Annotated in this window: 12 protein-coding genes and 4 tRNA genes; 8 read left to right on the plus strand and 8 right to left on the minus strand. The window is 25.7% G+C overall.

Features of this window, described 5'->3' with window-relative positions; all coding sequences use genetic code 11:
• Nucleotides 1–281: 281 nt before the first annotated feature.
• The 5 genes from AB4W74_RS00210 to murB all read right to left on the minus strand — a co-directional run bounded on the left by AB4W74_RS00210 (nucleotide 282) and on the right by murB (nucleotide 1,833).
• Nucleotides 282–354: transfer RNA gene (locus AB4W74_RS00210), tRNA-Thr, on the minus strand.
• Nucleotides 355–381: 27 nt separating this feature from the next.
• Nucleotides 382–453, minus strand: a tRNA-Gly gene (locus AB4W74_RS00215).
• A gap of 14 nt (nucleotides 454–467) precedes the next feature.
• Nucleotides 468–549, minus strand: a tRNA-Tyr gene (locus tag AB4W74_RS00220).
• Nucleotides 550–570: 21 nt separating this feature from the next.
• A tRNA-Thr gene (locus AB4W74_RS00225) sits at nucleotides 571–643 on the minus strand.
• A gap of 158 nt (nucleotides 644–801) precedes the next feature.
• Nucleotides 802–1,833: a UDP-N-acetylmuramate dehydrogenase gene (gene murB / locus AB4W74_RS00230; protein WP_367682016.1), complete on the minus strand. Its 1,032-nt coding sequence runs from the start codon at nucleotides 1,831–1,833 to the stop codon at nucleotides 802–804.
• Between the two features lie 117 nt (nucleotides 1,834–1,950).
• Here murB and metF point away from each other — a divergent pair, with 117 nt between their 5' ends.
• The gene (gene metF / locus AB4W74_RS00235; RefSeq protein WP_367682017.1) at nucleotides 1,951–2,829 is read left to right on the plus strand and encodes a methylenetetrahydrofolate reductase; all 879 of its coding nucleotides are present in this window, start codon (nucleotides 1,951–1,953) and stop codon (nucleotides 2,827–2,829) included.
• Nucleotides 2,830–2,835: 6 nt separating this feature from the next.
• On the opposite strand, the gene argE is transcribed toward metF, so the two are convergent.
• On the minus strand, nucleotides 2,836–3,984 hold the full coding sequence (gene argE, locus AB4W74_RS00240; protein WP_367682018.1) for an acetylornithine deacetylase: 1,149 nt from the start codon (nucleotides 3,982–3,984) through the stop codon (nucleotides 2,836–2,838).
• A gap of 141 nt (nucleotides 3,985–4,125) precedes the next feature.
• On the opposite strand from argE, the gene argC reads away from it, so the two are divergent.
• The 7 genes from argC to cysE all read left to right on the plus strand — a co-directional run bounded on the left by argC (nucleotide 4,126) and on the right by cysE (nucleotide 10,580).
• On the plus strand, nucleotides 4,126–5,130 hold the full coding sequence (gene argC, locus AB4W74_RS00245) for an N-acetyl-gamma-glutamyl-phosphate reductase (protein ID WP_367682019.1): 1,005 nt from the start codon (nucleotides 4,126–4,128) through the stop codon (nucleotides 5,128–5,130).
• Between the two features lie 21 nt (nucleotides 5,131–5,151).
• On the plus strand, nucleotides 5,152–5,925 hold the full coding sequence (gene argB, locus AB4W74_RS00250; protein ID WP_367682020.1) for an acetylglutamate kinase: 774 nt from the start codon (nucleotides 5,152–5,154) through the stop codon (nucleotides 5,923–5,925).
• Between the two features lie 28 nt (nucleotides 5,926–5,953).
• Entirely contained in the window at nucleotides 5,954–7,156 is a 1,203-nt protein-coding gene (locus tag AB4W74_RS00255) for an argininosuccinate synthase (protein WP_367682021.1), read from the plus strand.
• Nucleotides 7,157–7,212: 56 nt separating this feature from the next.
• Complete coding sequence (gene argH, locus AB4W74_RS00260) at nucleotides 7,213–8,592, plus strand: argininosuccinate lyase (protein WP_367682022.1); 1,380 nt, start codon at nucleotides 7,213–7,215, stop codon at nucleotides 8,590–8,592.
• A gap of 122 nt (nucleotides 8,593–8,714) precedes the next feature.
• Nucleotides 8,715–9,152, plus strand: coding sequence for a rhodanese-like domain-containing protein (locus tag AB4W74_RS00265; protein WP_367682023.1), 438 nt, complete (start codon nucleotides 8,715–8,717; stop codon nucleotides 9,150–9,152).
• 74 nt (nucleotides 9,153–9,226) lie between these two features.
• The gene (gene secB, locus AB4W74_RS00270; RefSeq protein ID WP_367682024.1) at nucleotides 9,227–9,691 is read left to right on the plus strand and encodes a protein-export chaperone SecB; all 465 of its coding nucleotides are present in this window, start codon (nucleotides 9,227–9,229) and stop codon (nucleotides 9,689–9,691) included.
• Nucleotides 9,692–9,749: 58 nt separating this feature from the next.
• Complete coding sequence (gene cysE / locus AB4W74_RS00275) at nucleotides 9,750–10,580, plus strand: serine O-acetyltransferase (RefSeq protein WP_367682025.1); 831 nt, start codon at nucleotides 9,750–9,752, stop codon at nucleotides 10,578–10,580.
• A gap of 110 nt (nucleotides 10,581–10,690) precedes the next feature.
• Here cysE and rpoD read toward each other — a convergent pair whose 3' ends face one another.
• Together rpoD and dnaG are read right to left on the minus strand one after the other, a co-directional pair.
• Entirely contained in the window at nucleotides 10,691–12,580 is a 1,890-nt protein-coding gene (rpoD, locus tag AB4W74_RS00280; RefSeq protein WP_367682026.1) for an RNA polymerase sigma factor RpoD, read from the minus strand.
• A gap of 87 nt (nucleotides 12,581–12,667) precedes the next feature.
• Nucleotides 12,668–14,407 (minus strand): DNA primase, encoded by a 1,740-nt coding sequence (dnaG, locus tag AB4W74_RS00285; protein WP_367682027.1) that lies wholly within the window; start codon nucleotides 14,405–14,407, stop codon nucleotides 12,668–12,670.
• Between the last annotated feature and the right edge of the window lie 24 nt (nucleotides 14,408–14,431).

The following is a 14,431-nucleotide window of genomic DNA, read 5'->3' on the forward strand; positions in this document are numbered from 1 at the left end:
TAAAATAGTAAATAAAAAAATAATGTTAATGTTTTTAACATTTGATTTATCTAAAATATTTATTTTTTAGATTTTTTCATTTTATGTTTATTTTTTTATGTTTATTTCTATTACTATTTAATGTAAAAAAACTATTAATGATTTCGTGATATGTTAGACGTATTTGATGTTAATTGAATTTATAAATTAGATATTAAAATATTTAGGTGAGATTTATTTTGACTTAGTAATTATTTTTTTTCATATAAATCTATTTTTGTATATTTTTATTTAATTACTAATGCTGATACCCAGGTTTGAACTGGGGACCTCACCCTTACCAAGGGTGTGCTCTACCTACTGAGCCATATCAGCAAATATTATTGTTATATTACTTTTTTGAGCGGTCAGCGGGAATTGAACCCGCATCATCAGCTTGGAAGGCTGAGGTAATATCCGTTATACGATGTCCGCATTTATTATTTTTTTGGTGGGAGAAGGATTCGAACCTTCGAAGTCTTAGACGGCAGATTTACAGTCTGCTCCCTTTAGCCACTCGGGAATCCCACCATTTTATTTATTTAAATTTTATGCCGGCTACCGGAATTGAACTGGTGACCTACTGATTACAAGTCAGTTGCTCTACCTGCTGAGCTAAGCCGGCTTTTTTATTTTATTTAAATTAATTTTAATTCTTTATTATATAATTTTTCGTCTTTATTGCAAGTTTTTTTGAAAAAATAATTTTTTTCTCATTTATGAAAAGTTTTTTAAAAATATATTTCTGGAAATATAATTTATAATAAAAATTATTTAAATTTTTTATAATAATTTTATTTTTCCTGAAGAATTAATAAAATCTATTTCAGGTTCTAGCAATATTTTAAATTTTTTGAAAATAGATTTTTGTATTATTTTAGCTAATTTTAATATTTCTTGACCTGTAGCTTTTTTTTTGTTAACTAATATAAGATTGTGTTTTTTATAAATTGCCGCGTCTCCAATTTGAATATTTTTAAAATTACATTTTTCAATTAACCAAGCAGCAGATATTTTTATAAAACCATTTTTTTGAAGATAATGTGGTACATTAATATATGTAGATAAAATGTTTTTTGCTATTTGAGATGTTACAATAGGATTTTTAAAAAAACTACCTGCATTGCCTATTTTTTTTAAATTAGGTAATTTACTTTTTCTTGTTTGACATATTATATTAAATATTTTATAAGCATTTATTTGTATTATTTTCTTGCTTTTTAATAGTATGGGAAAGATAATTGGTTTCCAATTTTTTTTTATTTTTATACCAACTGCAATAACTGCATATCCATTATTATATTTATGTTTAAAAATACTATTCCGATAAGAAAATTGACATGAATTTTTTTTCAGCCTTATAATATTATTTCTTTCTAAAGAAAGAACATCGACATATTCACATATATGTTTTATTTCTAAACCATAAGCACCAATATTTTGAATAGCTGCTGATCCTACTGAACCAGGTATTAAAGATAAATTTTCTAATCCAAATAAACCTATTCGCATGGTATATTTAACTAAATCGTGCCATTTTTCTCCAGAAAAAACATGCAATATCCACACGTTTTTTTTTTCCTGAATTGTAATACCCTTAATACGGTTAATGATAACTATTCCCATATAATTTTCTAAAAATAGTACATTGCTACCTTCACCTAAAATTATGTAGGGTAGATTATATGACTTGCATATTTTCCATATTTCAATTAAAGATTGAATTGTATTTACAAAAATTATTTTTTTTGCTGTAACATCCATTGAAAATGTGTTTAAATCTTTTAAAGATTGATTAGATTTTTTTTTATACATAAAAATTTAATTTTATAATAGTTTTAAAATAGTATTGTTAAAAAAATGATATAAATTTTATGTATAATATACTAAAAAATATTTTTTAAAAATTAAATTATTAATGGAAATATAAATATGAATTTTTTGAATCATTATCATCAAGATATAATTGAGAAGAAGTTAGAAAATTTAAATGATAACATAAAATGTTCTTTTGAATTTTTTCCACCTAAAAGTATTAATGGAAAAGAAAAATTATTTTCTACAGTTTTAAAATTAAGTAAATTAAAACCATTTTTTTTTTCTGTGACTTATGGTGCAAATAGTGGAGAACGGCAAAATACTTATAATATTGTTCAAAAAATATATAAAAAAACAGGTATTACAACAGCCCCACATCTTACTTGTGTAGATGCAACATTTAATGAATTAAAAGAAGTTGCCAAGTTCTATTGGGATAAAGGTATTAGAAGCATAGTTGCTTTAAGAGGCGATGCAACAGAAAAAACATATCGACATAAAATATATGCTGTAGATTTAGTTTTATTATTAAAGAAAGTAGCAGATTTTGATATTTCTGTTGCTGCTTATCCAGAAATGCATCCAGAAGCAAAAAATGCACAGTCTGATCTTTTAATTTTAAAAGAAAAAATTGATGCCGGTGCAAATAGAGCTATTACTCAGTTTTTTTTTAATGTTGAGAGTTATTTACGTTTTCGAGATAATTGTATAAAAAATAATATAAATGTTGAAATTATACCTGGTATATTACCAGTTTATAATTTTAATCAACTAAAAAAGTTTTCTAGTATGACGAACGTAAATATTCCCACCTGGATGTTTAAAATGTTTGATGGATTAGATAATGATTTATTAACTCAAAAAATTATAGGAACAAGTATCATAATAGATATGGTAAAAAATTTATCTCATGAAGGAGTGAAAAATTTTCATTTTTATACTTTAAATCAATCAGATGTAGTATATTCTATATGTCACATGTTTGGTTTTTAAATTTTTTTATTGACAAAATATTTTTATCAATTTTTTTATAATTTTTTTAGTTGGTTTGATAAAAGAACAATCCAGATATTCATCTGCTTGATGTGCTTGTTCGATAGAACCTGGTCCTAATATTAAAGTTGGTGCAATTTTTTTAAGAAATGGTGCTTCGCTACAATAATTAGCTGTTATTGGAACTAATTTACACGTATTCTCTATTATTTTAATTATTTTATTTTCTTTAGGATATTCGTACGGAGGTACTGAAAAAAAAAGATTTTTTAAAAAAATGCGATTTGGCCATTTTTTTATTATTTTTTCTAACGTTTCTTGAACTAAAAATTTAATTTGTGTTAAAGTCAATCCCGGTATAGGTCGTATTTCAAAAGTTAAATTACACAATGAGCAAATTCGGTTGATCGTATTTCCTCCATTGAGAGAAGCAAAATTCATAGTAGGGTATGATATAGAAAAATCTTTATGAAAATATTTTTTTTTTAAATATTTTTTTAGTTCCATTAATTTTTTTATAATTAAATACATAATTTCAATACTATTAATACCATTATGAGGATTACTAGAATGACCTGTTCTGCCTATAACATCGATGGAATAAGAAATATGCCCCTTGTGTGCTTTTACTAATTTTAAAGATGTAGGTTCTCCGATTATTATACAATCTGGTTTGATATTTGCAGATTTAACAAAATATTTTGCTCCTGACATATCAGTTTCTTCATTTGCCGTTGCAAGAATATAAATTGGTTTTTTAAGCATTGTCATGTTTATAGAACATAAAACATCCAATATAAAAGCAAAAAAACCTTTCATATCTACTGTACCTAGTCCATATAATTTATTATTTTTTTCGGTTATTTTGAAAGGATTATTTGTCCACGTATGTTCATCAAAATCAACAGTATCTGTATGACCAGAAAGAAAAAGACCTCCTTTTCTATTGCCATTAAACGTAGCTAACATATTGAATTTTTTTGTATTTGGAATTTCTTGTATTTCTATTGAAAATTTTAGTTCAGAAAAATAATTAGATAGTAAATCAACAAAATTTTTATTACTTTGATCAACTATTTTTTTTTCACTACTAATTGTGGGTATTTTAATTAACGATCGGAAAATTTCAATAAAAGAAGGCAATTTTTTTTTCATTGAATTAAACTTCAAAATTATTTACAAGATATAATCTATTTTAATTATAAAAAAGAAAAGATCAATAAAAAATTAAATATATAAAATATATCTATAATTTTTTATAGAAAAATAAATTTATTTTTTATTTAAGGTTTGTTTATGTTGAATGTATTAATTGTTGGTGCCAGTGGGTATGCTGGTGCAGAAGTGGTAAATTATATCAATCGTCATATTTTTGCTAAAATAAAAAAAATTTTTGTTTCAGAAAATAGTTTAAATGTAGGTAAATTATTTTCAGAATTACATCCAGAATATACAAATATTATAGATTTACCATTTGAAGAAATAACTCATTCAACTATAATTGATGAAAATATCGATGCGGTTTTTTTAGCTACAGATCATCATGTTAGTCATAGTTTTGTACCTTTTTTTTTATCTCTTAATTGCGTTGTATTTGATTTATCTGGTGCATATAGAGTTAAAAATGTTGATATTTATTCAAAGTATTATGGATTTTCGCACAAATATAAAAATATTTTAAAGAAATCTGTATATGGATTAGCTGAATGGAATGAAAAAAAAATTAGTAAAGCTCAGTTAATTTCAGTCCCAGGATGTTATGCAACTTGTATACAATTAGCTTTAAAACCTCTTATAGAAGCAAATATTTTATATAAGAAATATATTCCTGTAATTAATGCAGTAAGTGGTGTAAGTGGTGCTGGTAGAAAGGCTAGTATTAATAATAGTTTTTGTGAAGTAAGTTTAAATCCTTATAATATTTTTACTCATCGTCATACTCCTGAAATTATAGAACATTTAGGAATACCAATAATTTTTATTCCAAATTTAGGTTCTTTTGCACGCGGTATTATTGCAACGATTACATGTAAGTTAAAATCTTGTTTAAAAATAGAAGACGTTTATAGTATATATAATCAATTTTATAAAGAAAAACCATTAATTCGAATATATCAGAAAAATTTTCCTAGTATCAAAGCAGTTGTAAAGTTACCTTTTTGTGATATTGCTTTTGTACTTCAAGATTCATATCTTATCATCATTACAGCAGAAGATAATCTATTAAAAGGTGCAGCTACTCAGGCAATACAATGTTTTAATATTCGTTTTGGATTTTCGCAAATTGAATCAATTATTTAATTAATGAGGTATTTTTTTATGATGAATCCCTTAGTTCTTAAATTAGGTGGAGTTCTTTTAGAAAGTCATGATGCAATGAAACGTTTATTTCAAGCACTTCTTAATTATCAAAAATACAATAAACGATATATTTTAATAATTCATGGAGGAGGAAGATTGATAGATGACTTAATGAAAAAGTTATCATTTCCTATTGAAAAAAAAAACGGTTTGCGAGTTACTCGTGCTGAGCACATTAATTTTGTTACAGGAGCATTAGCTGGAACGGCTAATAAAATTTTACTTTCATGGGCATTAAAATATAAAATAAATGCTGTTGGTTTATGTTTATCAGATGGAAAAAGTATAAATGTAGAAAAATTAGGTGAAGATTTAGGACATGTAGGAATAGTTAAACCAGGTTCTCCTATTTTTTTGAGACGATTATGTAAAGAAGGTATTGTGCCCATTATTAGTTCTATTGGTATTACAGAAGATGGACTGTTAATGAATGTTAATGCCGATTTATCAGCAATGGCTTTAGCTGCTACTTTATCAGCTAACTTAATTTTATTATCTGATATTAGTTCAATATTAGATGGTAAAGGTCAAAGGATTGCTGAAATTAATAATGTTCAAGCTAAAAAATTAATTTCTCAGGGTATTATTACTAATGGTATGATTGTTAAAGTAAATGCAGCTTTAGAAGCTTCACGTATTTTAAAGTGTCCTGTGGATATTGCTAGTTGGCAAAATACAGATAAACTAAAATTGTTATTTGATGGTATAAATATTGGAACAAGAGTTATAGCATAGTTTAATTACAATTTATAAGAGAATATATATGAATAATAAAAAAGTTGTTTTGGCATATTCAGGTGGGTTAGATACTTCAGCAATTATTCCATGGTTAAAAGAAAACTATAGTCTTGATGTTATTGCTTTTGTCGCGGATATCGGTCAATCAAAAGAAGATTTATATGGAATAGAAAAAAAAGCATTACAATCTGGTGCAATTCAATGTCATATAATTGATTTAAAAGAGGAATTTATAAAAAATTACGTATATCCAGTGTTAAAAACTGGTGCTTTATATGAAGGTTCTTATTTATTAGGAACGGCAATGGCAAGACCTATTATTGCTAAAATGCAAGTCGAATTTGCTTTAAGCATTGGAGCTGATTTTTTATGTCATGGTGCAACTGGAAAAGGTAATGATCAAGTACGTTTTGAAATAGCTTATGCAGCATTGGCACCTCATATGAAAATCATTGCTCCATGGCGTGAATGGAATCTTAATTCACGAGAATCGTTATTAAAATATTTAAAAAAAAGAAATATTCCAACTTCAGCTAGTTTAAAAAAAATTTATAGTAAAGATGAAAATGCTTGGCATATTTCTACAGAAGGTGGTTTACTTGAAAATCTTTGGAATGCACCAAACAAAGATTGCTGGAATTGGACAGTAGAACCAGAAAAAGCCCCAGAATCGCCAGAATATATTTCTTTAAGAATAATAAAGAGTTCTGTAGTAGCTGTAAACAATGAAAATTTAAGTCCTTTAAAATGTTTAGAAAAATTAAATAAGATAGGTTCTAAACATGCTATTGGAAGAATAGATATTGTTGAAAATAGGTTAATTGGTATTAAATCTAGAGGTTGTTACGAAACGCCCGGAGGTACTATTATGAATGTAGCAATTCGGTCAATCGAACAATTAGTTTTTGATAGAGAAAGTTTTCAATGGAGAGAAAAAATTGGTTTAGAGATGTCTATGGTTGTTTATGATGGTCGTTGGTTTACTCCTATACGTGAATCTTTGCAATCTGCTGCAGATTCTTTATCTTCTGAAGTTAATGGTGAGGTTATTTTAAAACTATATAAAGGCAGTGTAGTTGCAGTACAAAAAAAATCACCAAATTCTTTATATTCTGAAGAATATGCAACTTTTAATGGAGATGAAGTTTATAAACATTCTGATGCCGAGGGTTTTATTCGTCTTTTTTCTCTTTCTTCTAGAATACGTGGAAAAAAAAAGATAAAATAAAAAAATATAAATATTTTTCATATTAATTAATTTTAAATTTTATAGAGAAAAAATATATGTCACTTTGGGGTGGAAGATTCTTGAATGAATCTAATAAAATATTCAAAAAATTCAATTCTTCTTTAACTTTTGATTATCTTTTAGCAGAAGAAGATATATTTGCATCTATTTCTTGGTCTCATGCTCTTGTAGAAGTTGGAGTTCTCACTTTAGAAGAACAAAAAAAAATAGAATCTGCATTAATTTTTTTGAAAAAAGAAATTTTTAATAATCCAAAAAAAATTCTTGAAAGTAATTATGAAGATATTCATAGTTGGATAGAATCTAATCTTATTAAAAAAATAGGAGAATTAGGTAAAAAATTACACACTGGACGTAGTCGAAATGACCAAATTACAACTGATTTAAAATTATGGTGTAAAAGAAAAGTTAATTTTTTATTAGAAAGTATTATTCTTTTACAAAAAACTTTTGTTTTTGTTGCCGAAGAAAATTACGATATTATAATGCCAGGATATACTCATTTACAGCGCGCTCAGCCAATTACATTTGCTTACTGGTGTATGGCTTATATAGAAATGTTAAAACGTGATGAAAGTCGATTAAAAGACATTTTAGTAAGATTAAATATTAGTCCACTGGGATCAGGAGCTTTATCTGGAACAGCATGGAATATTGATCGAACTAAACTTGCTATATCTATGGGGTTTGATTCTGCGACTAATAATGCATTAGATAGCGTTTCTGATAGAGATTATGTAATAGAATTATTATCTGCTTCTTCAATTAGTATGACACATCTATCTCGATTTTCTGAAGATTTAATTTTTTTTAATTCAAGCGAAGCTAATTTTATCGAATTATCTGATTCTATTACATCTGGATCATCTTTAATGCCTCAAAAAAAAAACCCCGATGCATTAGAAATTATACGTTCTAAATGCGGTCGTGTTCATGGAGCTTTGATGTCTATTTTAGTTGTTTTAAAATCTCTTCCTTTATCCTATAATAAAGATATGCAAGAAGATAAAGAAGGTCTGTTTGATTCTTTAAAAACTTGGCATGATTCTTTATCTATAGCAAATTTAGTTTTAAAAAATGTGAAATTAAATCCTGTATCTTGTCGTAAAGCTGCAGAGCAAGGATATGCTAACGCGACAGAAATTGCTGACTATTTAGTAAAAAAAGGTGTTACTTTTCGTGAAGCACATCATATATCTGGTCAATTAGTACTTCGAGCTATTAATGAAAAAAAATCTTTAAATGATTTAGATCTATCTACATTTAAAATGTATAGTGATCTTATTGAAAATGATATATATAAAGAAATAACTTTAGAAGCATGTCTTGAAAAACGTGGATCTCAAGGTGGAGTGTCTTTTCAAGAAGTACGTAAACAAATTAATAAAGAAAAAGAAAGATTGAATATTTTATAAAAAAATTTATTGCTAATCAAAATGCTATTTAATTTTTAAAATTTTAAGAATGTACTAAAATTTTTTAATATTAAAAATAAATTTTTTGAAGCATCTGCAAAAAAATATAGGATATTTATTGTATGCAAGATATATTATTTTTTATTTCTAATCATTTAGTACTTAGTATTATATGGTTATTTTCTCTTTTTTTAATAATTTTTTTTAGTACTAGAAATTTATATTCAAAATCTAAAATCATTAATAACTTTGATGCAATAAAATTAATAAATAAAAAAAAAGCTATTATTATTGATACACGTTCTTTTGAATTATATAGTTCAGGACATATTGTCAATGCAATTAATATTCCTATTAAAGATATTAGTTTAACAAATATAAACAAGTTAAAGTTGTCTAAATCTCTTCCTATTATTCTTATAGTAGATTCATTAACTCATCACAATAAATGTATTAAAGAATTTATTCGAAGTGGATTAGATAAAATTTATCTTTTAAAAGACGGTATGGATTCTTGGGAAAAAGAAAGATTACCTATTATTGTCAATAAAAAAAAATAATATTTTTAAGAAAAATAAAAAAATATTTTTTTAAGATCTAAATTATAAATTTAATTCATTTAAATGGATAATATATGTCAGAAAAAAAATTAAAAGAAAAATCTTTTGAAATTAAAAGAATTTATATAAAAGATGCTTCTTTTGAAGCTCCAAACACTCCTAATATTTTTCATAAAAAATGGGATCCAATTATAAAATTTAATTTAAATATAACTTCTAATAAATTAAAATCAAATATTTTTGAAACTGTTTTACAGGTACGAGTAATAGTTAAAAGTGAAGAAAATTTATTTTTTTTATGTGATGTACATCAAGCAGGTGTTTTTTTGATTTCTTATTTTAATGAAAAAGAATTAAGACATTGTTTGGGTTCTTATTGTCCTAATATTTTATTTCCTTATGCTAGAACATGTATATCAAGTTTAGTATCCTATGGTAGTTTTCCGCAGTTAAATCTTACTCCTATTAATTTTGATGATATTTTTTATAAAAATTTAAAATCTGAAAGTAATATTTTTAATAAAGAAGAAAATTGTTAATAAATATTAGTGTTATACATAAAATAATTTAATTGATATGTTTTTTTAAGGAGGAATTGTGGTTTCTTTAAAAAATTTGAAATTATGGAATAAGATACAAGGCGAAGCTCGACTTTTATTTAAAAAGGAACCAATTCTATCAAAATTATATGAAAAAAGTATATTAAACCATGATAAATTAAGTCATTCTTTAAGTTATATATTATCTACTAAATTATCAACATCAATTATATCTTCAAAAAAATTATTTAATTGTTTTAGTGAAATATATTCAAAAAATATTTTTATAATTAATTCTGTAGTTAAAGATTTAAAAGCAATATTAGAACGTGATCCGGTTGTAAATAATTATATAACTCCGCTTTTGTATTTTAAAGGATTTCATGCTCTAGAATCTCATAGATTAAGTAATTATCTTTGGAAGAAAAAAAAATATGAATTATCTACATATCTCCAAAGTAGAATATCTACTGTATTTTCAGTAGATATTCATCCTCGTGCTTATATTGGTTCTGGAATTGTCTTTGATCATGCACATGGTATTGTTATCGGAGAAGGTGCAATTATAGAAGATGATGTATCAATTTTTCATTCAGTAACATTAGGAGCAACAGGTAAAAATACTAGTATCAATAGACATCCAATAATTAGAAAGCAAGTTGTTATAGGTGCTGGAGCAAAAATATTAGGAAACATTGAAGTTGGTCAAGGAGTTAAAATAGGTGCTGGCTCAATAGTCTTAAAGAATGTTCCTCCATTTGTTACAGTCGCTGGTATTCCTGCGAAAATTATTAAAAATGTAAATATTTGTAAAAATTTTTCCTTTGAAAAAAATAAAAATAATTCAATGCATTATACAAAATTTTTACAATATGGAGACGGTATATAATTTATACAATTAAAACTTCTTTTTTTATTAAAACTGAAATTTATATTTTACGATTTTATCGTGTATAGTACAGAAGTTTTATTTTGTATAAAAATACATTTAATTTTAATTTAATCATCTAAAAAACTACGTAACACTTCTGATCGACTAGGGTGACGAAGTTTTCTTAATGCTTTTGCTTCTATTTGTCTTATTCTTTCACGAGTAACATCAAATTGTTTTCCTACTTCTTCTAAAGTATGATCAGTATTCATATCAATCCCAAAACGCATACGAAGTACTTTTGCTTCACGAGCTGTTAGACCTGATAAAACATTATGTGTAGCTGATCTTAAACTTTCCGATGTAGCTGAGTCTAGTGGCAATTCTAGTGTTGTGTCTTCTATAAAATCACCTAAATGAGAATCATCATCGTCTCCAATGGGTGTTTCCATAGATATTGGTTCCTTTGCTATTTTTAATACTTTTCGAATTTTATCTTCAGGAATCATCATTTTTTCAGAAAGTTCTTCTGGAGTAGGTTCTCGACCTATTTCTTGAAGCATTTGTCTAGAAATTCTATTTAACTTATTAATAGTTTCGATCATATGTACGGGTATTCGAATAGTTCTTGCTTGATCGGCAATAGAACGAGTAATGGCTTGTCTTATCCACCATGTGGCATAAGTTGAAAATTTATAACCTCGACGATATTCAAATTTATCTACTGCTTTCATCAATCCAATGTTACCTTCTTGAATTAAGTCTAAAAATTGTAATCCTCTATTAGTATATTTTTTAGCAATAGAAATAACTAATCTTAAATTAGCTTCCACCATTTCTTTTTTTGCTCTTTTAGCTTTTGCTTCTCCAATAGACATTCGTTTATTAATATCTTTAACTTGTTCAATTGTTAAACCTGTTTCTTTTTCTATTTGAATTAATTTGTCTATACTAAAAAAAACTTCTTCTTTAATATATTCTAATTTATTAGACCACGTTTGATTTGAATCCTGTTCCTTTCTAAACCAATTTTTATCAGTTTCTCTTCCTAGAAAAATTTTGAAAAAATTTTTCTTCGGCATTTTGCATTTTTCAATACATAATTTCATAATAGTTTTTTCTTGTTTTTTAACTCTATTCATCATGTTACGCATATTATTCACTAAATGATCAAATTGTTTTGGGACTAATCTAAATTGTTTAAATATTTCTGAAAGGTGATAAATTTCTAATAGTGAATCTTTATGATTTCTATTCTTTTCTTTAATCGTATTACTTGTACTAGTATACTGTTTTCGTAATTCTTTAAACTTTTCGTTTGCTAATTCTGGATCAATGCTATTTTCATCGTCGTTCTCATCGTCGTTCTCATCGTCGTTCTCATCGTCGTTCTCATCGTCGTTCTCATCGTCGTTCTCATCGTCGTTATTATGAGTGTTGGGAACTTCATCTAAAATTTCAGAATTGATATGAATCGTTGAGGGATGAGAAAAAATTTCTTCATTATTTGGATCGACAAAGCCAGTTATTATATCTGATAATCTTATTTGACCAGTTTTAATTCGATCATATTGCTCAAGAAGATAACTAATAGCTTCTGGATATTCTGATACGGAAGATTGAACTTGATTAATTCCTTCTTCAATGCGTTTAGCTATATCAATTTCACCTTCTCTTGTAAGTAATTCGACAGTTCCCATTTCTCGCATATACATACGAACAGGATCAGTGGTTCTGCCAAATTCAGATTCTACATTAGATAAAACTTGTGTAGCTGCTTCAACTGCATCTTCATCTGTATCTGTATTTATTTCGTTTAAAATTAAATCATCTGCATCAGGTGCTTCTTCTACAACTTGAATTCCCATATCGTTAATCATCTGAATAATGTCATCAATTTGTTCAGAGTCAATAATTTCTTCTGGCAAATGATCATTAATTTCAGAATAGGTTAAATACCCTTGCTCCTTACCATGTGTCACAAGGAGCTTAAGTTGTGACTTTGGGTTTTTCTCCATATGAAAACATCCAAATTTTATTAAAAATAATGAATATTAATTGACTTGTTAGTCAATAATGAATAAAAATTAATTTTTTATATGAAATTATTTTTTTGATAATTTTTTATTAATAGACCAAATTTCTTTTTTTTCATTTTTTGTTAATCCTTTAACTCTTTCTTTCGCAATTAAATTTTCTTGTCTTTTTTCTAAAATTTTACTATATGTGTTTTTTATTAAATCTAAAAACATATTTTCAATTTTTTCTCTAATTATCATGTGATCCCATTTAGATAAAATTTTTAAAATGTTAATTATTTTGCTATTTCTATAAAATTCTAGTAATTGACCTGTATTAATAATAGGATTGTTAGAACATGTTTTTAAAATTTCCAAAAAAATAGGAAGTCCTTTTATTTTTTTATTTTCAAATTTTTCAGTTGAAGATACTAATCTTGATAAATTAGGATTTTGAATTAATAGACTAATTAGTGTTCGCATAGGAGTATATTTAATTTGGAATGATGTATTTTTATTTTTTCTTTCTTGTTCATATAAAAATTTTTTAAATTGATAATCATCTAAAATTCCTATTATTCTAGCTAATTTTTGTCGTAAATAAATTCTTATTATATCGCTAGATATACAATTTATTAAAGGTAAAGCAAGTGAGCTCAAGTAAAACTTATCATTATTAGATGATAAATCAATATCTTTTAAAATGTTTTTAAAAAAAAATTCTGACATTGTGAGAGCATTATCAATTCGCAATTGGAATTTATTTGTCCCTTCTTTTTGAATAATTGTATCTGGATCTTCATTTTTTGGTAAGAGTATAAATTTAATACATTTTTTTTCAGATATATATGGTAATGCAATTTTTAAAGTTCTCCAAGAGGCATTTCGACCCGCATCATCTCCATCATAACAATATATAACTGTATTAGTATAACGAAAAAGTATTTGTACATGTTCTTTTGTAATACATGTACCCAATGATGAAACGACATATTCAATATTATGTTGTGTTAACATGATAACATCTATATAACCTTCTACAACTAATAGATGTTTTGGTTTGAAGTGTTTTTTTGTAACTTGGTATAATCCATAAATTTGTTTTCCCTTTTGAAAAATATCTGTTTCACGAGAATTTAAATATTTTGGAGAAATTTTTTTATTTATTGAACGCCCTCCAAAACTAATAGTTCTTCCATGTTGATCATATATAGGAAAAATTATTCGTCCTTGAATAGGATTATATATATATCCGTAATTATTAGTTGAGATTATTTTTTGAGTTAATAATTCTTTTTCAAGGTGCTTTTTTATATTAAATTTTTTAGAAAATACATTCCATTGATATCCTGAAAATCCAATTGAATATAATTCAATCATCTCTTTGCTAATTCCTCTTTTAATTAAATATTGATAAGCAGAATTAGAAAGGATAATGTTTTTTTGGTAAAAATAAGACATCTTCTCCATTAATAAATATAATCTTTGTTTTTTTAAATAATCATTTTTTTCAATTCTATTTTTTTTTTCAAAGGGTATTTCGACACCATGAATTGTAGCAAGTTCTTCAATGCTTTCTACAAAATTAATATTGTCATATTTTATTAAAAAATCAATTGCATTACCATGTGCGCTACATCCGAAGCAATAATAAAATTGTTTTTCATAATTTACAGTGAAAGATGGAGTTTTATCGTTATGAAAAGGACAATGAGCTTGATAATTTTTACCATTTTTTTTTAATTTTATTCGCGTATTTATAAGTTCAACAATATTAGTGCGAAATAAGAGTTCATTAATAAAATATTTTGGTATTTTTCCAGACATGTATTTTATGTATAGTATAATAAA

It is taken from the genome of Buchnera aphidicola (Hyalopterus amygdali) (assembly GCF_964059015.1).
In the GTDB taxonomy this organism is placed as follows: Bacteria; Pseudomonadota; Gammaproteobacteria; order Enterobacterales; family Enterobacteriaceae; genus Buchnera; species Buchnera aphidicola_BN.

Coding starts and splice junctions, on each gene's coding strand:
- murB (WP_367682016.1), bottom strand. CDS start 1,833: ATGTATAAAAAAAAATCTAATCAATCTTTAAAAGATTTAAACACATTT.
- metF (WP_367682017.1), top strand. CDS start 1,951: ATGAATTTTTTGAATCATTATCATCAAGATATAATTGAGAAGAAGTTA.
- argE (WP_367682018.1), bottom strand. CDS start 3,984: ATGAAAAAAAAATTGCCTTCTTTTATTGAAATTTTCCGATCGTTAATT.
- argC (WP_367682019.1), top strand. CDS start 4,126: ATGTTGAATGTATTAATTGTTGGTGCCAGTGGGTATGCTGGTGCAGAA.
- argB (WP_367682020.1), top strand. CDS start 5,152: ATGAATCCCTTAGTTCTTAAATTAGGTGGAGTTCTTTTAGAAAGTCAT.
- AB4W74_RS00255 (WP_367682021.1), top strand. CDS start 5,954: ATGAATAATAAAAAAGTTGTTTTGGCATATTCAGGTGGGTTAGATACT.
- argH (WP_367682022.1), top strand. CDS start 7,213: ATGTCACTTTGGGGTGGAAGATTCTTGAATGAATCTAATAAAATATTC.
- AB4W74_RS00265 (WP_367682023.1), top strand. CDS start 8,715: ATGCAAGATATATTATTTTTTATTTCTAATCATTTAGTACTTAGTATT.
- secB (WP_367682024.1), top strand. CDS start 9,227: ATGTCAGAAAAAAAATTAAAAGAAAAATCTTTTGAAATTAAAAGAATT.
- rpoD (WP_367682026.1), bottom strand. CDS start 12,580: ATGGAGAAAAACCCAAAGTCACAACTTAAGCTCCTTGTGACACATGGT.
- dnaG (WP_367682027.1), bottom strand. CDS start 14,407: ATGTCTGGAAAAATACCAAAATATTTTATTAATGAACTCTTATTTCGC.